Origin of the sequence: Paraburkholderia lacunae (assembly GCF_003353175.1) — a bacterium.
GTDB classification, from domain to species: Bacteria; Pseudomonadota; Gammaproteobacteria; order Burkholderiales; family Burkholderiaceae; genus Paraburkholderia; species Paraburkholderia lacunae.
Genome location: NZ_QHKS01000010.1, coordinates 148,540 through 172,345 on the forward strand (window position 1 = coordinate 148,540; position 23,806 = coordinate 172,345).

Genomic DNA, 23,806 nt, shown 5'->3' on the forward strand with positions numbered 1-23,806 from the left:
GGTCCGCAGCGCTTTCTCATACGGGCATCAACGAAGCGAAACCCGCCCGCCCCGCGGCCAGCAGCACTGAATCGTTTTGCGGCGTATGGATCCGCGCGCACAGCACATCGCGATAGTGGCGCTCGAGCGGATTGTCACGGCTCAAGCCGGGATTGCCGCTCGCCTCGACGGCGAGTTGCACCGCCTCGATCGAATGATTCGTCACCGTGTATTTGACGAGCGGCGCTTCGTCGAGTGTCACGTGTTCGCCGCGCGCACTCGCGTCGAGCAACACCCGATTGTCGAACAACAGCGCATCGATGCGGCCGAGCGTCTGCGCAAACGCCGGCAGGCTCGCGAGCGGCGCACCGAGATTGCCGGGTGTGCGAAGCGCGGCCCACTGCGCGAACCAGTCGCGCGCGGCCCGCGCCACGCCGTCGTAGACCGCCGACAGCAGCACGCTCATCCACGCGAATCCGAGCGGATCGAGCCCGGCGCCGGGCTCCCCCGGCGGATGCACATCGACCGCATGCGCAACCGGCACGAACACGTCGTCGAACACTAGTTCGTGACTGCCGGTCGCGCGCATGCCAAGGTGATTCCATTCACTGCCGACCCGCACGCCCGGCGCATCGCGATGCACCAGCCACACGCCGACGCGCGGCGGCGTCTCGTCGCTGCGCGCCCATACCGCGAGCCACGTGAGACCGGGGCTGCCGGTCGAATACAGTTTGCTGCCGTCGATGCGCCAGCCGTCGCCGCTGCGCTTCGCGACGGTCGACGGCAAGCCGCCGCGCGCCGGCGTACCGAGCCCGGGTTCGACGCGCAGCGAGTTGATCAGCGCGCCGTCGCGCACCGCTTCGCGCGCGACGCGTTCGCGCAGCGCCACAGGCCAATGCGGATTGCCCTGCAAGCGATGGTGAAACAGATACTGCATGACCAGCACCAGCGCCGTCGACGGCTCGCCGCGCGCCACCGCGCGGATCACTTTCAACGCCTGCAGCAAGCTCGCGCCCGCACCGCCGAGCGATGCAGGCACCGTCAGCGAGAGCAGATCGAGCGCGTGCAGGCGCGCCAGATTGGCGTGCGGAAATTCGGCAGTGCGGTCATAGTGCGCGGCGCTCGCGGCGAACTCGGCAGTGAGCTGCGCGAGCAGCGCGTCGAACGCATCGCTATCGAGCGGCGGATGACGGCGTGTCACCGCGCTGTCGGCAATCGGGGCATTCATGCGGGAACTCCGGCACGCCGTGTCACGGCAGAGGGAAACTGCGATCGAAGCTCGTGCGCACATCGAGATGCGCGCGGATCACGTTGGCGGCTTCGTAGGTATCGGCGGTGCGCTGCTGCGCGGCGACGACGCTGTCGTCGATCGCGACCGGATGCACCTGGCCGCGCCGATAGACGGTTTTCAGCACGTCGGTCGGCAGGCCGGTCACGCGCGATTGCATCGCCGCGACTTCGTCCGGATGCGAGAGCGCCCAACGTTGCCCGACCGCGACGCGCCGCAGGAAGTCGGCGAGCTGCGCGCGCTTGTCCGCGATCGCACGTTCGGTGGCGACCTGGTAACTGAGTCCTTCCGACAAGCCCACGCCGTTGGCGATGATGCGGTCGTGATCGCGCGCTTCGCCCAGCGCCGTATACGGGTCCCACACCGACCACGCGTCGACGCTGCCCGAAGCCAGGGCCGCCTTCGCATCAGCGGGTGCGAGAAACACGAACGTGACGTCGGCTAGCGGCACGTTGGCCTTCTTCAACGCGGCGAGCGCGAGATAGTGGCCGATCGAACCGCGAGTCGTCGCGATGCGCTTGCCCTTCAGACTCGCCGCATCGTTCAGCGGCGAATCAGCACCGACGACGATCGCCAGATCGAGCGGCGTCGAACGCGTTGCCGCGACCGCTCGCACGCGCGCGCCGGCAGCGAGCGCGAACACCAGCGGCGCATCGCCGAGTCCGCCGACATCCACCGCGCCCGCATTCAACGCTTCGCCGAGCGGTTGCGCGGCGGGAAAGTTGAACCATTCGATCTGGTACGGCAGGTCTTTCAATTGACCGGATGCTTCGAGAATGCCGCGCGTTTGCAAGGACTGGTCGCCGACTTTCAGCACCGGCAAATCGGCGGCATACGCGCACACCGGAGAGGACGTGGCGCACACGGCCAGCAGTGAAGCAACGACTGGTCTGAACCACGACGCGCGGCGCACCGCGGATGAGACTGCAAAAGAAAAGCGGGTGATCGTCATATCGGCACTTACGCGATGCATGCGATGAAAGTTTGCAGCGACGATAAGGCACGCTTCGGTATAAGGCAAACGCATTGTTCTTCTAAGCAAATATGCGAATTCTGCGGGCGGCCAAACCGTCACGCGGACGCACTCGATCCTCTGCTCCGGTCTGCCCGCGAATGCCACCCGCTAATGCCGCCCGCCCGTCAGATCACATGAAAACCATGCGTGCCGTCGCGCCTGAGTTGCGCGACGAGGCCGTATTCCCACTCCAGATACGCGTTCATCGCTTCACGCCCGTTATCGGTGCCTTCATAGGGACGCCGGTAACGGTCGATGCGCGGCGAAGCGAGCCTCGTCTCGCCGCTTTCGACCGGCAAGCCCGCTTCGATCCATGCGTTCGTGCCGCCGCTCAGCACCTGCACCGGCTTGCCCGTCAAGGCGGCCACCTCGGGCGCGGCGAAGCGCGCCAGCAAACTGCTGCCGCACGTCACCACATAGCGCTGCGCGGTGGGCAGCTTGCGCACGGCGGCGTCGAGCAACGCGCGAATCGCATACCACGCACCCGGAATATGGCGCTTCACATAGTTCGCGCTCGTCGTGAAATCGAGCACGGCGGTGCCGGGCGCTTGCAGCAGCGCCGCCAGTTCGGCGGGCGAGATCTCATCGGCATCCGGCGGCGTGGGCGCGTTCCGCGCGGCGGGCGCCGCGCCGCGTTCGCTGAAGTCGGCGGCGCTCAGGCCATCCACCACGTATACCTCGACGTTCATCTGCGCGAGCCACGATGCGCTCATGTTCGCGCGCACGCCATCGTTGTCCGCGAGGATCACGCGCGCGCCGCGCACCGGTGCGAACATGTCGGTCTCCTGCACGAGCTGGCCGCCCGGCGCGCTGCGAAAACCGGGCACGTGGCCCGCTTCATATTCTTCCGGCGTGCGCACGTCGAAGCGATAGACGGTGCGCACCGCTTCGTCGGCCCAACGGCGCGCTTCGTCACGCGAGGTGCGGCCCACCTGCGCGCGATCCGCCACCTTGCGTGCGGCGTCGGCGGCGGCCAGACGGACTTCGTCGCCGAGAATCGGCTCGAAGCGGCGCGAGCTGCCATGCGCGAGCGGCTGGCCGGCGAGCGTCCAGCCGATCGTGCCGTTGCGCAGCGCCGCAACCGGATTGGGTACGCCCGCATTGATCAGCGACTGCGCGCCGATGATGCTGCGGGTGCGGCCCGCGCAATTGACGATGATGCGTGTGGCCGGATCGGGTGCAAGCTGCCGTGCGCGCAGCACCAGTTCGGCGCCCGGCACGCTGATGCTGCCGGGAATGTTCATGGTCTGGTATTCGTCGAAGCGGCGCGCGTCGAGCACCACCACGCCGGCCTCACGATCGAGCAGCGCCTGCACGTGCGGCGCGTCGAGCGACGGCGTATGCCGCTCGCTTTCGACCAGTTCGCCGAATGCCTTGCTCGGCACGTTGACATCCTGGAACAGCTCGCCGCCGGCCTGACGCCAGCCTTGCAGGCCGCCTTCGAGCAAGGCGACCTGGGTATAGCCCAACTCGCTCAAACGGCGCGCGGCGCGTTCGGCGAGTCCTTCGCCGTCGTCGAATACGACGATCGGCACAGTGAGACACGGCAAGCGCAGCGGCGCCTCCAGTTCGAGCCGCGACAGCGGCAGGTTGGCGGCAAAGAGCGGATGACTGCGTGCGTGCGGATCCTCCTCGCGTACGTCGACGAGCGCGACTTCCTGGCGCTCCAGCAGCGCGCGGCGCACGTCCTTGAATGAAAGGGTACGGAACTCTGTAGCGAAACTCATGGGATCGGGAACTCCTTCGAAACATTCCAGATATTCGGCAACACGTCGTTCGAGTAGCCGGAGATGAAATTTTTACGGCCACCGCCGGCCGGGTATACCGAGCGCGTCACCGCACCGATATTTGCACCGTATACGTGAATGCTGATCGATGTACGGTCATCGTATGCATTGCTCACGCGATGAATGTCGCCGATGCGCGGCGACACGGCCTCCACTGCGCCAACGGCGAGACGCCGCGGCGCGCCCTCTTCCGCCAGCGAGCCGGTCGGCGTGGCGCGATAATTCTGAGCAATTTCCGCGCCACGCAGCACGCCGATCAAACCCCATACGGTGTGATCGTGCACCGGCGTCGCTTGCCCCGGTCCCCAGACAAAACTGACCACGGAGAAGCGCTGCCGCGCATCCGCGTGCAGCAGGAACTGCTGATAGCGCTCGGGATCGGGCCGCGCGAAAGCGTCGGGCAACCAGTCGTCGTGGGCGACCAGTTCGCGCAGATGCGCGCCGCCGGCTTCGAGGAGTTGCGCTTCGGGCACGGCGTCGTCGACCAGCGACGCGATCCGGCCGACGAACGTGCGCAGCCGGTCCGCTCTTAAGGCGGTGCTTAAGGTTTGAGTCATCGAAGGTTCAGGAAAGGGTGACGGGAATCCGGAATCGGCTCAGGCGCCGCGGGCGAGCGCCGCGTTGAAGGTGTCGGTCCACAACGGCGCAACGTCGACGCGCCGATCGATCACGGCCGCACGGGCAAAGGTATCGGCAACCTGCTGCTCGCTCGCGATGTCCGCCGCCGTGACGCCGGTGATGCGGCGCGCCTGACTCTGGTTGCGGTACAACGACAGAATCGCTTCTTCCGGCACGCGCAGTTCGGCGGACAACACCTTCGCGTAGGCATCCTGATGCCGGCTGAACCACGTGCATGCGCGTTGCAGCCGCACCAGCAGATCCGCGGCGGCGGCGCGCCGCAGCGGGTCGGCCAGAGCCGCCGGATGACCGTAGTACAGATAGTTGCCGGACAGGTAGCCGTTGGCGTTTTTCAGCACGCGCGCGCCCGCCTGCGAGATCGCGAGCGGCACGTTGTAGCCGTAGATCGCCCATGCGTCGAGCGAGCCGGCGTTGAAGGCCGCGAAGCCGTCGCGCGGTGCGAGCGACGTTGCCTGGATATCGCTGAACGACAGCCCCGCTTCTTCGAGCATGCGCAGCAGGTAGTAATGCGTGGTGGTCGCGCGCAGATAGCCGACGCGCCTGCCTTTCAGATCGGCGATCGAGCGGATCGACGAGCCCTTCGGCACCAGCACGACCTGGTTGTTGACGTCGTCCTTGTAGACGGCGATCACGCGCACCTGGGCGTTTTGCAAGCGCGCAAAGATCGGCGGAATCTCGCTGCCCGAGGCGATATCGAGCGAGCCGCCGTTCATCGCCTCGATCATCGCATTGCCGGACTGGAACTCGGACCAATCGATCGCGTAGGGCGTGTCCGCGAGGCCGGCGGTTTTCAGCAGCGTGGCGTCGCCGCCCTTGTAGGTCGCGACACGCAGACGGGCTTTGCCGAGGTCGAGGTGCGGGCCGTTCTGGCCGGTTGCTGCCGACGCTGTCGACGCAACTTGCGCCGCTGCCGCAACAAGGCTCGTGCGTGCGCCGACGAGTGTCACGGCGGCCGCGGCCGTCGCGGCCGGCAAGGCGGACATGAGCCGGCGGCGCCGGAGCGAAACCGGCGGATCGAAACGTTGGGTCATATCGGGAGCTGCTCAGGTCAGTACGTCGGGCTCGGCTTCGACGAGCCCTTCCAGCAGGCTCTCGAACGCAAACAGCGCGCCGCCGGGACGGCCCACCTGCTCATGCGTGAGCGTGGCGACATCGTGCGGGATGGCTTGTGGCGTGCCGGCGGCTTCGGCGAGCAATTGCGCGTGGCAGGCATTGTCGAGCGCGATGTACCACCATGCGGCGGCCTCGATGCTCGGGCCGGCCGTGAGGATGCCGTGATTCTTCAGGATCACTGCGCGTCGCTCGCCGAGCGCCGCCGCGATGCGCGCGCCTTCGCCGGTGTCGAGCACGACGCCGCGAAAATCGTCGAACAGCGCGTGGTCCTGATAGAACGCGCACGAGTCCTGCGTCAGCGGATCGAGCGTGCGGCCGAGCGTCGACCACGCTTTGCCATAGAGCGAATGCGTGTGCGCCGCCGCGATCACATCGGGGCGCGCCTCGTGAATCGCAGCATGAATCGCGAAGGCCGCCTGATTCACCGGCCCCTCGCCGACGACGATCTCGCCCTGCGCATTCACCAGCAGCAGATCGGACACGCGAATCCGGCTGAAGTGCTTGCCGAACGGATTGACCCAGAAGTGATCGGGCCACTCGGGATCGCGCGCGGTGATGTGTCCGGCGAGCCCCTGGTCGAAGCCATAGCGCGCGAACAGACGAAACGCCACGGCGAGTCGTTCTTGCCGATGGCGGCGTTCATCCGCGATGCTTTCACGCGGCGGCACGTCGTCGAACCAGAACTTGCGCAGGGGTTCGCGGCGGCGGAGCGCCGTTGCATTGCCCACAGGCGTGTTCGTGAAGGCGGCGGCAGACAGATCGGTCATTGGCGCTCCGTTCAGGCGGCGACGCGCTCGACGCGCGCGATCCGTTCGCGGGTGGCCGGAATCAGTTCACGGCCGTAGTCGATCGCGTCTTCGAGCGGATCGAAGCCGCGCACGAGGAAGGTCGAGACGCCGAGTGCGTAATAGTCGGCGAGCGTATCGGCAACCTGTTCCGCCGTGCCGACGAGAGCGGTCGAATTCGAGCGCCCGCCGATTTCCCTGGCGATGCCGGTCCACAGGCGTTCGTCGACGCGATCCGACTCACCGGAGGCCGCCAGCAGACGCCGCGCGCCTTCGCTTTGCGCCGGGCCGCCGACGCCGAGCCCTTGAGCCGCGCGCAGCCGGCGCGTTTCTTCGAGGATGCGATCCGCGCGTTCCCAGGCGGCTGCTTCGGTGGCGGCGAGGATGGGCCGGAACGACACCGAGAAGCGCACCGTACGGCCATGTTTGGCGGCTTCGGCGCGCACGCGGGCGATCTGCTCGCGCACTTGCGCCTTCGATTCGCCCCACAGCGCGTAGACATCCGCGTGACGGCCGGCGATTTCGAGCGCGGGCGCCGACGCGCCGCCGAAGTACACCGGGATATGCGGTTGCTGGACCGGCTTGACTTCGGAGAAACCTTGTTCGAAGCGGTAGTAGCGGCCCGCGTGATCGAAGGGTGTGTCTTCGGTCCAGATGCGGCGCAGCACGTGCAGATATTCGTCGGTGCGGGCGTAGCGTTCGTCGTGCGAGAGGTAGTCGCCGTCGCGGCGCTGTTCGGCATCGTCGCCGCCGGAGATGATGTGGACTGCCAGGCGGCCACGCGAATAGTGATCGAGCGTTGCCAGCTGACGCGCGGCGAGCGTGGGTGCGACGAAGCCCGGGCGGTGGGCCAGCATGAAGTGCACGTTTTCTGTGACGCTGGCCGCGTGGGCCACGGTCAGGAGCGCGTCGGGGCTCGTCGAATGATGCGGCACGAGGATGCGGTCGAAGCCCACGGCTTCGTGAGCGCGGGCAAATTGTCCGACGTAGTCGAGGTCGATGCTCGGGCCTTGCGGCGCGTGGGTTTCAGACACCTTGCGGGTCTGAATCATGCCGATGAATTCGATTGACACCGTTGTGTCTCCCAATCACGTTGGTTGGCCCGGCGGGCGGTGGCTTTGCTTTTGTCGCGACGGCGGTTGCTGTCGCGTTCGAGGGGTTTAAGGTAGCAGCGCCCCATGCGCTTGTTAAATATCGATCGGCCATATCGATATCGGTTTTGCAGGTATCGGGTTTGGGGATTTCGCCTTTGGCAGCCCCCGTTGCCGCAAACCCCCTTCGGTGAACGTGGACATCCCCGTGCCATCAGCAAGCAAACAAAACCTTTGCCACAATGCCCCATCGCGCGAAAGCGCAAAAAACAGCAATTGAACAGACAATGATCCCCTTCTCGGTCCTCGACCTGTCGCCCGTCACCGCGGGCGCCACCCCGGCACAAGCCTTCCGGAACACGCTAGACCTCGCGCAGCATGCGGAAGCCTGGAACTATCGCCGCTACTGGCTGGCGGAACACCACAACATGACCGGCATCGCCAGCGCCGCCACCTCGGTGGTGATCGGCCACGTCGCCGGCGGCACCACGAAAATTCGCGTCGGCTCGGGCGGCATCATGCTGCCCAACCATGCTCCGCTAGTCATCGCGGAACAATTCGGCACGCTCGCCTCGCTCTATCCCGATCGCATCGACCTGGGCCTCGGCCGCGCACCCGGCACCGATCAAACCACCGCCCGCGCGTTGCGCCGCGATCTGCAAAACAGCGCTGAGTCGTTCCCCGACGACGTCGTCGAACTGCAACGCTATTTCGCCGATCCCGTGCCGGGTCAGCGCATTCGCGCCGTACCCGGCGCAGGTCTCCATGTGCCGCTGTGGCTGCTCGGCTCGTCGCTCTACAGCGCGCAACTCGCCGCGGCGCTCGGCCTGCCGTTCGCATTCGCGTCACACTTCGCGCCCGATCACATGCTCACCGCGCTGCGGCTCTATCGCGCGCAATTCCGGCCCTCGGCGACGCTCGACAAACCCTACGCGATGGTCGGCGTCAATCTGTTCGCCGCCGATACGACCGCCGAAGCGCAGCGTCTGTTCACCTCGTTGCAGCAACAGTTCATCAACCTGCGCCGCGGTACGCCCGGTCAGTTGCAGCCGCCGGTCGAGCGTCTCGAAGCGGCGGAAATGGAGTTGAACAGCGTCGCGCATTCGCTCGCCTGCACCGTGCTCGGCGATCGCGATGCGGTCCGCGAAGGTCTGCTGTCAGTGATCGAACAAACCGGCGCGGACGAGCTGATGCTGACCGCGCAAATCTACGATCACGCCGCCCGCTTGCGGTCGTTCGAAATCGCCGCGCAAGTGCGCGAGGAATTGGCCACTGCCGCCAGGCCGTCGAGCCGCACCAGTTGAAACGCCTGGGGATCCTGCCTCTGCGGCGCGCGCCCCAACGCCGCGAATTCGACGAGCGTCGCATGCGCAATCGGCTTGGCCTCGCCCAGTTCCGGGTAACGGCCGATCTTCGCCATGGTCTCGGCAGTCGACATGGCACGCATATTGCGGAGCGTCACCACGCGCTCTATGTGTCGTGGCGCACGGATGCATCGTGTGCAAGGGTTGATCGTGCGCAAAGAGCCAGCGCAAGCGGCATCCGCACAATTCAGACTACGCGCCCGCGGTAAATCGGTGCTAGAACTAGCAGACGGAGCCGAAAAACACGGCACCGCCCGACATCACGATCCAGAAGCGGACAGGAAAGCGAACGAAAGCCATCCGGGGCAAACGCTCGAAAAACAGTCATAAGCAAGCGCTTGAACCCATGGCGAGAACAAATCCAGCACGGCCATCCGGGGTATACCAACCAAGGAGACAGACATGGAAAGTCCGGCACGCCTGAACGATCTGCAACGCACCACCCTCGCCATCGTCCTTGCGGGCGGACGTGGCACGCGGCTCGGGCCGCTCACCAACAAGCGCGTGAAACCGGCAGTGCACTTCGGCGGCAAATACCGGATCATCGACTTCGCGCTGTCCAATTGTCTGAACTCCGGCATCCGCCGCATCGCGGTCGTCACGCAGTACAAGGCGCATTCGCTGCTGCGCCATTTGCAGCGCGGCTGGGGCTTCCTGCGCGGCGAATTCAGCGAATTCATCGACCTATGGCCCGCGCAGCAACGCGTGGAAGGAGCGCACTGGTACCGCGGCACCGCGGACGCGGTGTTCCAGAACCTCGACATCATCCGCTCGATCAGGCCGAAATACGTCGTGGTGCTGGCGGGCGATCACATCTACAAAATGGATTACACGCGGATGATCGCCGATCATGAGCAAAGCGGCGCGGATTGCACGGTCGGCTGTATCGAGGTGCCGCGCATGGACGCGGTGGCCTTCGGCGTGATGGCGGTGGATGAACACCGCCGCATCACCGGCTTCGTCGAAAAACCGGCCGATCCGCCCGCGATGCCCGGTCAGCCGGATAAAGCGCTCGCCAGCATGGGCATCTACGTGTTCAACGCCGACTATCTGTACACGCTGCTCGAAGAAAACATCTCCACCGTCGACACCGATCACGACTTCGGCAAGGACATCTTGCCGCGCGTGGTCACGCAAGGGGTGGCGATCGCGCATCCATTCAGCATGTCGTGCGTGTCGTCGGATCCGAGCGTGGAGCCGTACTGGCGCGACGTCGGCACGATCGACGCCTACTGGGCCGCCAACCTCGACCTGGCCTCGACGATCCCGACACTCGACCTGTACGATCGCAACTGGCCGATCTGGACGTATCAGGAACAGTTGCCGCCGGCCAAGTTCGTACGCGACCTGAAAGGCCTGCAAGGGACCGGCAACAATCTGATCGTGTGCGGCGGCTGCGTGATCTCCGGTTCGCAGATTTCGCGCTCGGTGTTGTCGTCGAATGTGAAGGTGAATTCGTTCTGTAACATCAATGAGGCAGTCTTGTTGCCGCAAGTCACCGTCGGCGCGAGCTGCCGGCTGCAGAAAGTCGTGATCGACCGCGGCTGCTCGATTCCGGACGGCACGGTGATCGGCGAGGATCCGGTGAGCGACGCCGAACGTTTCTACCGTACCGACGACGGCGTCGTGCTGGTCACGCCCGAGGCGCTCAGGCAGAAGGCCGGCTGATCCGCGGGTCATTGGCGACTGCGTCGGCGAAGCAAGCGCCGCATGAATGCGCCGCCCGCGCCGCGGCTGAACGACGTCCCGCACTAACAGGAATGAGACAGAGCCTATGACGATTCGCGTCCTGCACGTCGCAAGCGAGCTGTATCCCCTTCTGAAAACGGGCGGTCTCGCCGACGTCGCGGGCGCATTGCCGCCCGCGCTGATCGAGCGCGGCGCCGACGCGCGGGTGCTGCTGCCCGGCTTTCCCGCGGTCGTCGCCGGCTTGACCGACGTGCGCACGGTGGCGCAACTGGGCCGCCGTTTCGACGCGCCCGCGGTCACGCTCGAACAGGGCACCCTGCCCTCGAACGGCCTCACGGTCTACATGATCCGCGCCGCCACGCTGTACGACCGGCCCGGCAATCCTTATCTGAACGACGAACATGTGCCCTACGGCGACAACGCGCAGCGCTTCGCCCTGCTCGGCTGGGTCGCCGCGCAACTGGCGCAGCAACTCGATCCGGCGTGGTCTGCGCAGATCGTCCACGCGCACGACTGGCATGCGGGGCTCGCGCCCGCCTATCTGAAGGCGGCCGAACGCCAGCATGGCCGCCCGTTCGCGCGCAGCATCTTTACGGTGCACAACCTCGCGTATCAGGGCGTTTTTCCCGCTAATCAGTTCGGCCTGCTCGGTCTGCCGGACGACTTCTTCAGCATGCACGGCGTCGAGTTCTACGGGCAGCTGTCGTTCCTGAAGGCGGGCCTCTACTACAGCGACCGCATCACTACCGTCAGTCCGACTTACGCACGCGAAATCCAGACGCTCGCCCAGGGCGGCGGCCTCGACGCGCTGCTGCGCCATCGCTCGCACGACCTGAGCGGGATCCTGAACGGTGTCGACTATACGGTGTGGAACCCCGCCACCGATCCGCTGCTCGAGGATCACTACACCGCTACGCATCTGGCCGACAAACAGGCGTGCAAAGACGCCTTGCAGAAGCGTTTCGGCCTTGCGCAGAAAAGCGATGCGCTGCTGTTCGGCGTGGTGAGCCGGCTAACCGAGCAGAAAGGCCTCGATCTGCTGCTCGCCGCGCTGCCCGAAATCGTCAGGCGAGGCGGCCAGCTGGTGGTGTTCGGCACCGGCGACCCGGCACTCGAAAACGGCTTGAAACGCGCCGCGCACGCGCATCCGGAATCGGTCGCGGTCGAACTGGGCTTCGACGAAACGCTGGCTCATGCGATCGTCGCGGGCAGCGATGTGATCGCGGTGCCGTCGCGCTTCGAGCCGTGCGGGCTCACGCAGATGTATGCGCTGGCGTATGGCTCGCTGCCGCTCGTGCACTGCGTCGGCGGTCTGGCGGATACGGTGGTCGACGCGTCGCTCGAAAATCTCGCCGACGATCTCGCCACCGGCTTCGTGTTCGAACGCTTCGAACCGCAGGGCCTTGCCGCCGCGATCCGTCGCGCGTTTGCGCTCTATGAGCGGCGCACCGAATGGAAAGCGACGCAGCGGCGCGCGATGCGCCAGGATTTCGGTTGGGGCGCATCGGCCGAGCGTTATCTCGCGCTGTATCGCGAACTCGCGTAAGCCGCTTAGGCCGGCCAGAGCCGCCTGAACCGCGCTTTTGCGCGTGAGCCGGAGCTCCGGCCTTTGCCTGTTCGCCTGTTCGCCTGTTCGCCTGTTCGCCTGTCCGCCTGTTCGCCTGTTCGCCTGTTCGCCTGTTCGCCTGTTCGCCCAGCTGCCTCGCTGCCGATGCGTTTGATGGTTCGGCGCAACAACACGGGGACGGACCAACTGGGGCGCGGCAAACTCATGTATTGTTTCCTGACTATGCAGACGGTACATTTTGCTTGCATAGTCTGAAACAGCCATGCCGCAACAGCCGCCCGGCCAAGGCCGGTGCACCGCCGTGGCGCATCCTCCGCCTTCTCACTTTTCGCGCATCAGGGCTTGCGCGAGCCAACACCATGACGAAAAACGTTCTGAGCATCCAGTCACATGTCGTGTTTGGGCACGCCGGCAACAGCGCGGCCGTGTTCCCGATGCGCCGGCTCGGCGTCAACGTCTGGCCGCTCAATACCGTGCAGTTCTCGAATCACACGCAATACGGCCATTGGAGCGGCAGCGCGATCGACGCATCGCAGATGGAAGAGCTCGTCGAAGGGATCGGCGCGATCGGCATGCTGCCGCGCTGCGACGCCGTGCTGTCCGGCTATCTGGGCACGCCCGAGCAAGCGCAAGCCGTACTGGAAATCGTCAAGGCCGTGAAGGCCGCCAATCCACGGGCATGGTATTTCTGCGATCCGGTGATGGGCGCGGCGAGCGGCTACAAGGTCGAGCCGGGCATTCAGGAATTCCTCGTGCGCACGATGCCGGAAATGGCCGACGCAATGGCGCCGAACCATACCGAGTTGCAACGTCTGGTGGGCCGCGAGATCGAGACGCTCGAAGAAGCCGTGACGGCCTGCCGCGAGCTTATCGCCCGTGGGCCGAAGCTCGTGCTGGTCAAGCACCTGCTCGACCGCGACAGTCCCGCCGACCGTTTCAACATGCTGGTCGTCACCGAGCGCGAGGCATGGATGGGTCAGCGCCCGCTCTATCCGTTCGCGCGGCAGCCGGTGGGTGTCGGCGACCTGACGAGCGCGGTATTCGTCGCACGTACGCTGCTCGGCGACTCGATTCGCGCGGCTTTCGAGCACACGGTGGCCGCCGTGAATGCGGTGGTCAAGGCGACCTGGCAGGCAGGGCGCTACGAGCTGGAACTGGTTGCCGCGCAGAACGAAATCGCGCAGCCGCGCGAATGGTTCGACGCGTGGGTGGCCGAGACGGCGTAGATCATCGAGATTGCGGTTACGTCAGTTGCTGGCCGAACCCGCGCCAGGCTGATTGGCCACGTTGGCGGTGCGGGCCGCGGCGGCCGCCGCGCGTTGCGCACGCAGTGCGACGACCTTACGCGATGCGTCAATGGCCTCCTGCGGGTAGCCCGCGTCGCTGAACTCATAGCCGACCGTCTTGTAGTCGGCCAGTTCGGCGAGTACTTCCGCTCGCGTCAATCCCGCAGCCCGCGCTGGCGATGCGCCAACAGCAGTGGCGCCCAGCAAACCGACACATAGCGACACCCAAACAACCTTCATCATGATTCTCCGATTGACTCGACCCGAACGGTCAAACGAAGTCTAGCGACAGCCGCCTGTAAGAAAATCCCCCGCTCGCGAAAGGCACTGTTGCGCGCTGCGTGGGCAATCCGCGGCGAGTGTCGTGGGGTTTTGCCGTGGGGTTGCCGTGGGGTTGCCGTGGGTTTTGCCGTGGGTTTTGCCGTGGGTTTTGCCGTGGGTTTTGCCGTGGGTTTTGCCGTGGGTTTTGCCGTGGGTTTTGCCGTGGGTTTTGCCGTGGGTTTTGCCGTGGGTTTTGCCGTGGGTTTTGCCGTGGGTTTTGCCGTGGGTTTTGCCGTGGGTTTTGCCGTGGGTTTTGCCGTGGGTTTTGCCGTGGGTTTTGCCGTGGGTTTTGCCGTGGGTTTTGCCGTGGGTTTTGCCGTGGGTTTTGCCGTGGGTTTTGCCGTGGGTTTTGCCGTGGGTTTTGCCGTGGGTTTTGCCGTGGGTTTTGCCGTGGGTTTTGCCGTGGGTTTTGCCGTGGGTTTTGCCGTGGGTTTTGCCGTGGGTTTTGCCGTGGGTTTTGCCGTGGGTTTTGCCGTGGGTTTTGCCGTGGGTTTTGCCGTGGGTTTTGCCGTGGGTTTTGCCGTGGGTTTTGCCGTGGGTTTTGCCGTGGGTTTTGCCGTGGGTTTTGCCGTGGGTTTTGCCGTGGGTTTTGCCGTGGGTTTTGCCGTGGGGTTTGCCGTGGGGTTGTCGTGGGGACCGCTGTCGGCTTTCCGTGGGACCGCCGTGGGCTTTCCGTGGGACCGCCGTGGGACCGCGATGGAGTGGCCGTGGGACATACGGTCCGCGATTGTCATTCGGGCGTCCTATAATGCCTGCCGCGTGGACGAAGCAGCCGCCCGTCCACAGCGCATGTTCAGCATCCGGCATTCAGCATTCAGCAGACGAGGCATCGATGGACGGTTATATCCGCAGCGAGCGGGAAGAATATTTTGAGCAGTTGTGCATCAGCGTCGATGCTGACGAAGTTCACGAGCAGGAAGCGATCGAGTACTTCGAGAGCCAGTTCGACGAAGCCGACTTCGATCCGGCGCAGTGGCTCGACATCGCGCTCTACTACTCGCCGGCGGTGGCGCGCGGCATCATCGACATGGTGACGCCCGACGACAAGGCGCGCAGCAACATCTCCGAAGTGATCGCCGACAACCTCGACATCTCCTACGGCGAGGACGAATGCCAGCAATTCGCCGAGACCATCGAGTTCGCCCTCAACAACGGCGTGCCGGTCGATCTCGACCTGGTGCTCGACGGCTGCCAGCGCGCGATCGACGACCTCGACACGTGGGCCGACGAAGACACCAAGGCGCCGCTCCTGCGTCTGCGTGAAGAGTTGCTGCGTCAGCAAGGCGAGCACTGAAAGCGTGGCTTTGGCCCGCTGATTTCTCGTCGCAATCGCAGCTTTGCGTCGGCGGACGCGCTGTTGCGACGCCGTTGCGATAAAGCCGACGCGCTCGCGTCGGTTTCTCCCGCTTTCTCCCGCCATCTCCTCTCACCGCTTCGTCCGCACCGCGCTCCTCCGCCCTTGCTCGCCCAGCGTTGCGCCGCGGTCTTTCTTAAGCATGTGCCGCAATCCGCATCCGCGGCTGCGGCCTGACAGGCCGCCCGCCAAGGCGCTCTGCGATCTATGCCGAAATGCTCATTCAAAGCGCCACGAACTGCCAAGACGGATGCAAATTGGCTTTTTATATTCGCGCCAGATTGACCGACGCGCGCTGGCTACTCCGCGTATCCCAGCATTGTTTACAGCGACGGAACATCCGCAGCCTGACGATACGCGTGAGGCGGACAGCGTCCGGTTCGCGCGCATCGATCCAGCGTTACTGTCTTGCTGCTTTCACACCTGAAACTGTCGATGGAAGGAGAGACCATGAGTCTTCACAACACGCTGAAACCGCTTGCACTGTTGGTTGGCGCCGTCTTCGCGACGGGGCCGCTGGCCAGTTTCGCCGATGACCTGCCGGTCAAGATCGGCTTCGCTGCGCCGATGACGGGGGCCAACGCCGGCTACGGCAAGGATCTGGAAAACGGCGTACGGCTCGCAATCGAGGAAGCCAACGCACAGAAGGTCAAGATCGGCGACAAGGTCGCGCAATTCCAGCTGGTCTCCGAGGACGACCAGGCCGACCCGCGCATCGGCGTGCAGGCCGCACAGAAACTGGTTGACCAGAGCGTGGCGGCGATCGTGGGCCACTTCAATTCGGGCACGACGATTCCGGCCTCGCAGATCTACGAGCAGGCCGGTATTCCAGTGATCGACCCGGCCGCGACCAACCCGATCATTACCGGGCGAGGATTTGCGAACACCTTCATGGTGATTTCGACCGATGCGCAAAACGCCGGCAATGCGGGGGTGTATGCCGTCGAGGTGACGAAGGCCAAACGGATTGCGATCATCGACGACCGCACCGCGTTCGGCCAGGGCGAGGCCGACGAGTTCGAGAAAGCGGTGAAGGCGCACGGCGGCAACATCGTGACGCGCGAGTACACCGACAATCACGCGGTGGATTTCAGCACGCAGCTCACCAGAATCAAGTCGATGAATGCGGATCTGATTTTCTTCGGCGGGCTCGATACGCAGGCTGCCGGGTTCGCGAAGAAGATGAAGCAATTGGGGATGAACGCGCAGTTGGTGGGCGGCGGCGGCGTGGTGGATCCCGAGTTCATCAAACTGGCCGGCGACGCAGCTGAAGGCGTGATGGCATGGGAATATGGCAGGCCGTTGGCCCAGTTGCCCGGCGGGAAGGATTTTTCTGCCAGGTTCAAGAAGCGCTTTGGGGTGGATATCCTGTCGTACGCGCCGTTTGGGTATGACGGAGCCTGGGCGGCGATTCACGCGATGCAGCAGGCTAAATCCAGCTCGCCGACGGTTTATCGTCCTGTGCTGAAGGCGATCGATTTTGAAGGCGTCACCGGGAAGATTTCGTTTGACAATACCGGCGCGTTGAAGAGCGGTGCTTCCACGCTGTATCAGGTTAAAAGTGGGGGTTGGGTGCCGGTTGTGACCAAGACCGGGAGTTAAGGTCTTTTTGCCTGCGCGGCGCCAGCTCGGCGCCGCTTTGCGTAGCTACTTCAAAGCCTTGACGACCACCACGGAATCCAGATCCCTCTGAATCCGAACCAGATCGGGCTTCAAATCGGCAAACTCATCAGGAGAACACATCTGATGCCCAAATCCGGCCCGCAGGTGCCGCCTGATCTGCAATACCCGCGCCGCGGCATCCAGCACATAGTGCGAAGAAAAATCCAGAAACCGATCCTTCACCACCGCATCGGGCGGCACATCCGTCACCTGGCCAAACCCCGGCAGCGTCATCTGCAGAATCTCATCGAACTCCCCGCCGATACACGCCCAAGGCTGGGTCCGCGAAGGCTCCGCAAGCCACGCCTGCACCTGACTCTCCATGCCGCCGGACAGGCTGGTCAAAGCCGGCACGGCCGTCGTCCCGTCCTTCCAGACGAAATGCTCCACCCGTCCCTGCATCGAAGTGGAAAACGGCCCCTCCGTCGCGGCCACATCGCCCGTGCGCAATTGCGCAGTGCCATGCAATCCCGTCTGCAATAGCCGGCTCGCGGCAATCTGCTGGGTCCGCTGCCGCGTCGCCCGGCGAAATATATTGCGCTCCAGTTCAGCCGTCGAACCGGCATCCTCCACGCGATAAGCGTAATCAGCCGCACCGCGCTCATCGATATCGATCTGCAAGCGCGCAGTCCGTTCGCGCATCTGCGTGGCCGGCGTGCGCGACAGCACGCCCTCGTCGACCAGCAACACGGGCCGGTCCATCGCGCTCGCCGGCAAATAGCCAAAACCGACGCCACCCGCGGTCGTGTCGGCATACAAGGACAACTCAGGAATCCAGACGATCGCGTGATTGATCGCGCTCGCGCCATACCCCGGCACATCCGGCAAACTATAGTACGGGCCGAGATTGAGCAGCACGGCTTCACTGCCGATACCGACCGCGGCCAGCAACGCGCTGTACAAGGCGACGTGATCCTTGCAGTCGCCGTAGCGGTTGCGCAGGATGTCGACCGCCTTATGCGGGATCGCCGCCGTCTCGCCGAGAAACAACGCGACGTAGCGAATATTCAAGCGCATCCAGTCGTACAGCACCTGCGCTTTCGCGCGCGGATCGGCGACCTGCGCAGTCAGACCCTGCGCAAGCCGCACGATCGCCGGGTCGCTCTTCGTCGGGTCGATGGCCGGGCCGCGATAGCGCGCCGCGAAACTCGCGAAGTCGGGCACCGTCGATACCATCAGCCGGTCACCCCAGTTCGCATAGCCGACCGCGCCCGCTTCGAGCGGTGCATACGTGCCGTGCCGGTAATCGAACTCATAGCGGGTGCGGCCGTTCTCCGTGACCGGCGGCAGCGCGACATAGCCACGCGCGTCGGCATAAAGCGGCACGTCGGCGGGCAAATCGAAAATCAGGCGCTGCATCTCGACCGGCTCGCGCGTCGGTTCGACGAGGTACGCAAAAGTGCCGGCTTGCAAGGGTCGCGTGCGTGTCTTGCGAAACGACAGATGCACGCGTGAGCCGGGTTCGACGCCCGGAAAGATCACCGTGCGCAATACGCCGTCTTCGAAACTCGGCGCACCCGCCGAGCGCGGCTCCTGCACGTCGCGAATCGCTTCCGGGCCGACCGCGTGCGCCACGCCGTTCGGGTCGAGCGTTTCCGCGCCCAGCAATTGCACCTGCTCGATGTCCTTGTTGAACCACACGTAGCGCTGCGCGATATCGTCGACGCCGCTCGTCGTGTTGGCGCGCAAGATCGTATCGTCGTGTTCTTCGACGGAGCCGTCTTTCTGGATCACGAAGAGGTGGACGTCGCGCTCCATCGTCGACGGCGCGAGGTCGTCGCCGGCAGGGCCGTCGCCGGCATGCGCGGCGGCGACCGCACCGAGCGCTAACGCGGCAGCCAGCCGCATGAACGCGAAACACCGCGTCATGCGCGGCGCGCCCTGCCCCGCGCGCGCCATGTCCGCGGACTCGAAGCAAACTCCGCGCGAAACGCGTGATTGAAATTCGACAGATCGTTGAAGCCGCAATCCAGCGCGACATCGACGATCTTCGCGCTGCCGTCGTGAAGACGCAGCGCCGCCGCTCGCAAACGCGCCCGTAGAAGATATTGATGGGGCGTCACGCCGGTCACCCGCTGGAAGGTCCGCAGGAAGTAGAACTCGCTCAAGCCTGCCGCGGCGGCGAGGCTCGCGAGCGTATGCGGCGCGCCAGGCGCGTCGTCGATCAGGCGCACGGTCTGAGCAACGCGCGACCATGCCGCGGCGCTGGCCGGCTGCGCGGCACGCGTCAATGCACCGGTGGCATCCAGGGTCGCGACGGCCAGTTCGACGGCGAGTTCATCCCACACCGGTTCGCCCACCTCCGACGCCCCGGCACAAGCTCGCGCGATCAACGGCGACAGCGACCGCAGCGACGGCACCCGCGCGCCCCTGAAGTTCAGATTGCCGTTCGACATGCCTGCATCGGCGGCAAGCCGCTCGAAGTAAGCCGGTGCATAACGGAACGCGATGCAACGATCGCCCGCTCCATGCCGATGCCCGCATTCGAAGCAGTCGCCGTTGTTGCCGAGCAGCAGCGCACCCGGTGTCAACAGCTCGCGCCCCGCCGCTACCCGGTAGCCGAACGAGCCGGCGACCACCATCGCGATGCACACGCCGCCGTGCCGTTCCTCGAACGGCTGGTCGCGTGGTCCGAAGGTGCAGAGCATGTCGGCGACGTCCCAGCCCGCGCCCTGCGCCAACGGGCGCGCAGCCGTGCTGCCGCGCGTGCCTTCGCGTGCGCGTTGCGCGAGCGCCTGCTGCAGAGTGACGGCAATTTTCCCCAAGATGCACCTCGGCCGAGTCCTTATTCTGTTTTTAGCACATCGGCGGGGCCCGCGGTTTTCCCGCTTTCGACGCCGCCGACCCGCTCAACACCCGAAGGAGGACGCACGATGAACATGCTGGACAACGAGACGGCGCGCGGTTTCCATGATGCGCTGGGCGCGCCCGCACGCGCCGCCGACATCGACGCCGCCGACGACGTCTATGGCTGGCTGATCGGCAGTTGGGACATGGACGTGGTGCACTATCGCGTCGACCTCGGCGGCGCACGCCGGCGCGGCGAGATTCATTTCGGCTGGGTACTGGAAGGCCGCGCCGTGCAGGACGTGTGGATCATGCCGCCGCGCGGCGAACGCCACACGGGGCTCGCCGCCGCCGACAGCATGTACGGCACCACGTTGCGCCTGTGGGACCCGGCGCTGCGCGCGTGGCGAGTCACCTATGTCAATCCGCTGACCGGCCAGCGGGATGAACTGGTCGGCAGGCGTGTCGGCGACGATCTCGTGCAGATCGGCACGCATGCCGACGGCACGCCGATTCGATGGAGCTTTACGGATATCACGCGGGATACGTTTCGGTGGAGCGGCATGGCGCTCGCGCAAGACGGCGTGAGCTGGCGGCTGGAGGCCGAATTCCATGCCCGGCGCCGACGCGCCTGAATCCCTGGGGTATTGAACCGGGTTGTCGGCCGGTTTCAATCCCCAATTTGCCCCAGCAGGGCCTGCAACTTCTCCACATGCCGCAGCAACAAATGCCGATGCTTCTCGATCTGCTCGAGCCGCCCGGCAAGATCGGCCTGAATCGGGTCATCCAGATCGGCAGCGGCCATCACCTCTTCCACTTTCGCGCGCACCGCCGCCAACTCCACCGGCGCATGGCTCAAATGCCGCTCAAAGCGCCGCACGTCCTGCATCGCCAGGTCGCGGACCTTGCGGAAATGCGCCTGGCGCCGATGCGCTTCGGCGTCGAGCGTCTCCTCTTCCACGCGCCTTGCCGGCCCCGTCTGGCCGAAAATCGGTTCGGGGGGACGCAACACCGTTTTCTTGCGCACCGGATGCGCGGTGCCGCGAAACCGCGCGAGCGGCATTTCGTTGTCGATCGCCTCGCGCGCATTGGCCGGTATCTCGTGCTCCGCGTGCGGCGCGTTCATCCAGCCGTGCGGCAGTCCAGTGACCGCCTCGATGCCGCGCACGAATTCATCGCTGAATTCACGCTGGCCGGACAATATCAATTTCAGGTAGGTCGCGGAGAAGGTCATCATGCGCGCGAGACGGGTCGCCGCGCCAACCTCGCGGGTCAGCAGCACCAGGTTCGCTCGCCAGACCGGGAGCAACAATTCGTCGGAATCTTCCATCGCTGGGTCTTCCATCTCTTTTGCCCGAGGTACGGATGATGCGCTCGCGCGCACCATCGCCCTGAAAGGGTAGCCGCTTCACCGCATCGCGCGCAATGACGTCGCACACGGTTGGCGGTCACCGGCAAATGTTGCGGCGCGGCGCGCTATCCGGCCCTATACGTTCCGCGCGAAACCGGCGGCATGCAATCACGGACACACGCTGTTACACGTTTGCCGCGAAACTTGTCGCGAAACTTGCCGCGAAACTTGCCGCGTAACGGCGCTCAGGTGATCAAGGCTGAGCCTCGCAACACGCGGATCAACGTAATCAAGGCGGTGGGGGGAGATGATACGAACGCTGTCGCGGCGCCGGGGGGGTGGCGCCGCTGGAGGGAAACCGGTGTGCAGAGCGATGTGTCGTGCGGCGTGTTGTGCGGCGTCTTGCGCGTCGCGGCGCGAATCTTCAGGCCGAGCCGACCCGCTCCAACGCCGTCGTCAGCAATTTTTCCAGCAAAGGTTCGACTTTCGCGGCTAGCGTCTCGTCATATGCATACGGCATCTGCTCTTCCATATACGTAATCTGCGACAACTCGAGCTGCACCGCGTGCACGCCCTGCGCCGGCTGCCCGTACTGGCGCGTGATATAGCCGCCCTTGAAGCGCCCGTTCGCGACTGCCGAATAACCGCCATGCCGCTCGACCACAGCGGCCAATTCCTCGCCCAGTCCCGCCGCCGCACTCGCCCCGTTGGACGTGCCAAAGTTGAAATCCGGCAGACGTCCCTCGAAAAAGCGCGGCACATGCGAGCGGATCGAATGCGCTTCCCACAGCAGCACCTTGCCGTGATTGGCTTTCAACGCGGCGAGTTCGCCTTGCAGCGCCTCGTGATAGGGCTTCCAGTAGGCCTCGCGCCGCCGTGCGACTTCGGCGTCGGTCGGCAGATGGCCTTCGCGGTACAGCGGTTCCTTGTCGAAGGTATCGACCGGCAGCAAACCGGTGGTGTCCTGGCCCGGATAGAGGTTCGCGCCATCGGGCGGACGGTTCAGGTCGATCACATAACGCGCGTACGACGGCCACAGAATCGACGCGCCCATGCGCCTCGCGAACGCATACAGACGGTCGAGATGCCAGTCGCAGTCGTCGGTGCGCTGCGCGACGGGCGTCATCGTTGCGGCGATGTCGGCGGGAATCCGCGTGCCCAGATGCGGGATCGAAATCAGCAGCGGCAGGCTTCCTCGATGCAGCGTGACAACCGGCGCACTAGCCGGCGTAGTTTGAGTAGACGAAGCAGTCATGTCAGTCCTGAATCAATGGGATCGAAGGCGCAATCACTTCTATAACCCGCTTCAGCAATTCGTCTCGGGAATTCACTTCAGCAAGCCGGCAAGCGCCACGCGATAGCGCGCGTAGGCGCCCTCTTCGTCGCGATGCCGGCGGTTATCGACGACCTTGTCGCCGCCCGCGTAGACGTCGCGAATCGGCGTCTCGCCGTGCTCGCAGAATACAACGCCAGAAAGCCAGGCGTGCGGGGCGTGCTCGGCGATGCTCGAATGATCCGCATCGAGCACCAGCCAGTCGGCGCGCCGGCCGGCCTGCAAGGCGCCGACCGCGCGGCCCGTCGCGTGCGCGCCGCCTTCGAGCGCGGCGTCGAACAGGCGGTCGGCCACATGCGAGGCTTGCGCCGATGCCAGCACATTGCGTTCACGGCGCGTGAGGCGCTGGCCGTATTCGAGCAAACGCAACTCGGCGCGCCAATCGACGCCGATATGGCTGTCCGAGCCGACACCGATACGTCCCCGCGCTTCGAGATATTCCTGCGCCGGGAAGATGCCGTCGCCGAGATTGGCTTCGGTAGTCAAACACAATCCGGCGACCGCGCCGCTTTGGGCGAGCGCCAGCGTTTCGTTCGCATCGACGTGCGTGGCATGCACGAGACACCATCGGCTATCGACATCGAAACGATCGAGCAGCCATTGCACCGGCCGCGCGCCTTCGGTTTCCAGACAGGCGTCGACTTCAGCGGTTTGCTCGGCGATATGAATATGAACCGGCGCGCTCGCATCGATGCCGCCCAGCAGCGCGCGCAACGAATCCTCGGATACCGCGCGCAGCGAATGCGGCGCCACGCCGTAACGCAACGCCGCGCTTTCAGGGCGCGCCGCGCGCAACGTGCCGAGCAGCTCGAGCAGACTGTCGGGCGAATTGATGAAGCGCTGCTGATCTTCACGCGGCGCACGCGAGCCGAAACCGCTGTACTGATACAGCACCGGCAGCATCGTCATGCCGATGCCGCTCGCCGATGCGGCGTCCACCACACGCTGCGCGAGTTCCGCCTGATTGACATAGCGGCTGCCGTCCGGCATGTGATGCACGTAGTGAAACTCGCAGACCGACGTATAGCCCGCTTTCAGCATTTCGATGTAGAGCCACTGCGCGACGGACGCCAGCCCTTCCGGTGTGATCTTTGCCGCGAAGCGATACATCAGATCGCGCCAGCTCCAGAAATTGTCGGTAGCGCCGGTGCCGGATGCGGCGCGATATTCGGTGAGGCCGGCCATCGCCCGCTGGAAGGCGTGCGAGTGGAGGTTCGGCATGCCGGGCAGCACGGGACCGGCGGCCTTTTGCACGCCGGCAGGCACGGCCGCCGAATCGGGCGTGACCGACTTCAAGATGCCGGTTGCGTCCCACTCCAGCAGCACGTTGCGGCGCCAGCCGTCCGGCAGGTACGCATGGTCGGCGAATAACGATTGCTTCGATTGCGTCATCTT

Annotated in this window: 21 protein-coding genes; 8 read left to right on the top strand and 13 right to left on the bottom strand. The window is 65.1% G+C overall.

The annotated features are described in order from the left end of the window. Positions 1 to 16: 16 nt before the first annotated feature. The 7 genes from DLM46_RS17180 to DLM46_RS17210 all read right to left on the bottom strand — a co-directional run bounded on the left by DLM46_RS17180 (position 17) and on the right by DLM46_RS17210 (position 7,679). Positions 17 to 1,207: an acyl-CoA dehydrogenase family protein gene (locus DLM46_RS17180; RefSeq protein WP_115101936.1), complete on the bottom strand. Its 1,191-nt coding sequence runs from the start codon at positions 1,205 to 1,207 to the stop codon at positions 17 to 19. Positions 1,208 to 1,229: 22 nt separating this feature from the next. Beyond that, positions 1,230 to 2,240 carry an ABC transporter substrate-binding protein gene (locus DLM46_RS17185; RefSeq protein ID WP_244306267.1) on the bottom strand — a complete coding sequence of 337 codons (1,011 nt, stop codon included), beginning with the start codon at positions 2,238 to 2,240 and terminating at the stop codon, positions 1,230 to 1,232. 167 nt (positions 2,241 to 2,407) lie between these two features. Further along, the gene (locus DLM46_RS17190; protein ID WP_115101937.1) at positions 2,408 to 4,009 is read right to left on the bottom strand and encodes a rhodanese-related sulfurtransferase; all 1,602 of its coding nucleotides are present in this window, start codon (positions 4,007 to 4,009) and stop codon (positions 2,408 to 2,410) included. Continuing rightward, entirely contained in the window at positions 4,006 to 4,626 is a 621-nt protein-coding gene (locus tag DLM46_RS17195; protein WP_115101938.1) for a cysteine dioxygenase family protein, read from the bottom strand. The genes DLM46_RS17190 and DLM46_RS17195 overlap by 4 nt, the downstream gene beginning before the upstream one ends. A 39-nt stretch (positions 4,627 to 4,665) precedes the next feature. After that, complete coding sequence (locus DLM46_RS17200) at positions 4,666 to 5,739, bottom strand: ABC transporter substrate-binding protein (RefSeq protein ID WP_208866291.1); 1,074 nt, start codon at positions 5,737 to 5,739, stop codon at positions 4,666 to 4,668. Between the two features lie 12 nt (positions 5,740 to 5,751). Next, positions 5,752 to 6,588 carry a class II aldolase/adducin family protein gene (locus DLM46_RS17205; RefSeq protein WP_115101939.1) on the bottom strand — a complete coding sequence of 279 codons (837 nt, stop codon included), beginning with the start codon at positions 6,586 to 6,588 and terminating at the stop codon, positions 5,752 to 5,754. A gap of 11 nt (positions 6,589 to 6,599) precedes the next feature. After that, complete coding sequence (locus DLM46_RS17210) at positions 6,600 to 7,679, bottom strand: LLM class flavin-dependent oxidoreductase (RefSeq protein ID WP_115101940.1); 1,080 nt, start codon at positions 7,677 to 7,679, stop codon at positions 6,600 to 6,602. Between the two features lie 305 nt (positions 7,680 to 7,984). Between DLM46_RS17210 and DLM46_RS17215 the strand changes: the two genes are divergently transcribed. From DLM46_RS17215 to pdxY, 4 genes are all read left to right on the top strand, one after another. Beyond that, positions 7,985 to 9,001, top strand: a complete 1,017-nt coding sequence (locus tag DLM46_RS17215) for an LLM class flavin-dependent oxidoreductase (protein ID WP_115101941.1) — start codon at positions 7,985 to 7,987, stop codon at positions 8,999 to 9,001. Positions 9,002 to 9,463: 462 nt separating this feature from the next. After that, positions 9,464 to 10,729 carry a glucose-1-phosphate adenylyltransferase gene (gene glgC, locus DLM46_RS17225; RefSeq protein ID WP_115101942.1) on the top strand — a complete coding sequence of 422 codons (1,266 nt, stop codon included), beginning with the start codon at positions 9,464 to 9,466 and terminating at the stop codon, positions 10,727 to 10,729. 106 nt (positions 10,730 to 10,835) lie between these two features. Continuing rightward, on the top strand, positions 10,836 to 12,296 hold the full coding sequence (gene glgA / locus DLM46_RS17230; protein WP_115101943.1) for a glycogen synthase GlgA: 1,461 nt from the start codon (positions 10,836 to 10,838) through the stop codon (positions 12,294 to 12,296). A gap of 380 nt (positions 12,297 to 12,676) precedes the next feature. Beyond that, a complete protein-coding gene (pdxY, locus tag DLM46_RS17235; protein ID WP_115101944.1) occupies positions 12,677 to 13,543 on the top strand; it encodes a pyridoxal kinase PdxY in 867 nt (288 codons plus the stop codon). Between the two features lie 21 nt (positions 13,544 to 13,564). Here the strand turns inward: pdxY and DLM46_RS17240 are convergent, their stop codons facing one another. Further along, entirely contained in the window at positions 13,565 to 13,846 is a 282-nt protein-coding gene (locus tag DLM46_RS17240) for a DUF4148 domain-containing protein (RefSeq protein ID WP_115101945.1), read from the bottom strand. A gap of 156 nt (positions 13,847 to 14,002) precedes the next feature. On the opposite strand from DLM46_RS17240, the gene DLM46_RS39850 reads away from it, so the two are divergent. The 3 genes from DLM46_RS39850 to DLM46_RS17255 all read left to right on the top strand — a co-directional run bounded on the left by DLM46_RS39850 (position 14,003) and on the right by DLM46_RS17255 (position 16,880). Beyond that, entirely contained in the window at positions 14,003 to 14,797 is a 795-nt protein-coding gene (locus tag DLM46_RS39850) for an FUSC family protein (protein ID WP_208866292.1), read from the top strand. Beyond that, positions 14,757 to 15,218: a hypothetical protein gene (locus DLM46_RS17250; protein WP_115101946.1), complete on the top strand. Its 462-nt coding sequence runs from the start codon at positions 14,757 to 14,759 to the stop codon at positions 15,216 to 15,218. Before DLM46_RS39850 ends, DLM46_RS17250 begins: the two co-directional genes overlap by 41 nt. 510 nt (positions 15,219 to 15,728) lie before the next feature. After that, entirely contained in the window at positions 15,729 to 16,880 is a 1,152-nt protein-coding gene (locus DLM46_RS17255; protein WP_115101947.1) for a branched-chain amino acid ABC transporter substrate-binding protein, read from the top strand. Positions 16,881 to 16,925: 45 nt separating this feature from the next. Here the strand turns inward: DLM46_RS17255 and DLM46_RS17260 are convergent, their stop codons facing one another. Together DLM46_RS17260 and DLM46_RS17265 are read right to left on the bottom strand one after the other, a co-directional pair. Next, complete coding sequence (locus DLM46_RS17260) at positions 16,926 to 18,809, bottom strand: DUF3857 domain-containing transglutaminase family protein (protein WP_115102078.1); 1,884 nt, start codon at positions 18,807 to 18,809, stop codon at positions 16,926 to 16,928. Beyond that, entirely contained in the window at positions 18,806 to 19,705 is a 900-nt protein-coding gene (locus tag DLM46_RS17265; protein ID WP_115101948.1) for a helix-turn-helix domain-containing protein, read from the bottom strand. The genes DLM46_RS17260 and DLM46_RS17265 overlap by 4 nt, the downstream gene beginning before the upstream one ends. A 108-nt stretch (positions 19,706 to 19,813) precedes the next feature. Between DLM46_RS17265 and DLM46_RS17270 the strand changes: the two genes are divergently transcribed. After that, positions 19,814 to 20,362: a hypothetical protein gene (locus DLM46_RS17270; RefSeq protein ID WP_115101949.1), complete on the top strand. Its 549-nt coding sequence runs from the start codon at positions 19,814 to 19,816 to the stop codon at positions 20,360 to 20,362. Between the two features lie 35 nt (positions 20,363 to 20,397). Here the strand turns inward: DLM46_RS17270 and DLM46_RS17275 are convergent, their stop codons facing one another. The 3 genes from DLM46_RS17275 to DLM46_RS17285 form a co-directional block, all read right to left on the bottom strand. Beyond that, a complete protein-coding gene (locus DLM46_RS17275; RefSeq protein WP_115101950.1) occupies positions 20,398 to 21,057 on the bottom strand; it encodes a hypothetical protein in 660 nt (219 codons plus the stop codon). A 445-nt stretch (positions 21,058 to 21,502) separates the two neighbouring features. Then, positions 21,503 to 22,333, bottom strand: coding sequence for an N-formylglutamate deformylase (gene hutG / locus DLM46_RS17280; protein ID WP_115101951.1), 831 nt, complete (start codon positions 22,331 to 22,333; stop codon positions 21,503 to 21,505). Positions 22,334 to 22,405: 72 nt separating this feature from the next. Then, the gene (locus DLM46_RS17285; RefSeq protein ID WP_115101952.1) at positions 22,406 to 23,803 is read right to left on the bottom strand and encodes a formimidoylglutamate deiminase; all 1,398 of its coding nucleotides are present in this window, start codon (positions 23,801 to 23,803) and stop codon (positions 22,406 to 22,408) included. Positions 23,804 to 23,806: the final 3 nt, after the last annotated feature.

Coding starts and splice junctions, on each gene's coding strand:
- glgC (WP_115101942.1), top strand. CDS start 9,464: ATGGAAAGTCCGGCACGCCTGAACGATCTGCAACGCACCACCCTCGCC.
- DLM46_RS17215 (WP_115101941.1), top strand. CDS start 7,985: ATGATCCCCTTCTCGGTCCTCGACCTGTCGCCCGTCACCGCGGGCGCC.
- DLM46_RS17190 (WP_115101937.1), bottom strand. CDS start 4,009: ATGAGTTTCGCTACAGAGTTCCGTACCCTTTCATTCAAGGACGTGCGC.
- DLM46_RS17180 (WP_115101936.1), bottom strand. CDS start 1,207: ATGAATGCCCCGATTGCCGACAGCGCGGTGACACGCCGTCATCCGCCG.
- DLM46_RS17285 (WP_115101952.1), bottom strand. CDS start 23,803: ATGACGCAATCGAAGCAATCGTTATTCGCCGACCATGCGTACCTGCCG.
- DLM46_RS17200 (WP_208866291.1), bottom strand. CDS start 5,739: ATGACCCAACGTTTCGATCCGCCGGTTTCGCTCCGGCGCCGCCGGCTC.
- DLM46_RS17250 (WP_115101946.1), top strand. CDS start 14,757: ATGGACGGTTATATCCGCAGCGAGCGGGAAGAATATTTTGAGCAGTTG.
- hutG (WP_115101951.1), bottom strand. CDS start 22,333: ATGACTGCTTCGTCTACTCAAACTACGCCGGCTAGTGCGCCGGTTGTC.
- DLM46_RS17185 (WP_244306267.1), bottom strand. CDS start 2,240: ATGCATCGCGTAAGTGCCGATATGACGATCACCCGCTTTTCTTTTGCA.
- DLM46_RS17240 (WP_115101945.1), bottom strand. CDS start 13,846: ATGATGAAGGTTGTTTGGGTGTCGCTATGTGTCGGTTTGCTGGGCGCC.
- pdxY (WP_115101944.1), top strand. CDS start 12,677: ATGACGAAAAACGTTCTGAGCATCCAGTCACATGTCGTGTTTGGGCAC.
- DLM46_RS17205 (WP_115101939.1), bottom strand. CDS start 6,588: ATGACCGATCTGTCTGCCGCCGCCTTCACGAACACGCCTGTGGGCAAT.
- glgA (WP_115101943.1), top strand. CDS start 10,836: ATGACGATTCGCGTCCTGCACGTCGCAAGCGAGCTGTATCCCCTTCTG.
- DLM46_RS17270 (WP_115101949.1), top strand. CDS start 19,814: ATGAACATGCTGGACAACGAGACGGCGCGCGGTTTCCATGATGCGCTG.
- DLM46_RS17255 (WP_115101947.1), top strand. CDS start 15,729: ATGAGTCTTCACAACACGCTGAAACCGCTTGCACTGTTGGTTGGCGCC.
- DLM46_RS17260 (WP_115102078.1), bottom strand. CDS start 18,809: ATGACGCGGTGTTTCGCGTTCATGCGGCTGGCTGCCGCGTTAGCGCTC.
- DLM46_RS17195 (WP_115101938.1), bottom strand. CDS start 4,626: ATGACTCAAACCTTAAGCACCGCCTTAAGAGCGGACCGGCTGCGCACG.
- DLM46_RS17275 (WP_115101950.1), bottom strand. CDS start 21,057: ATGGAAGATTCCGACGAATTGTTGCTCCCGGTCTGGCGAGCGAACCTG.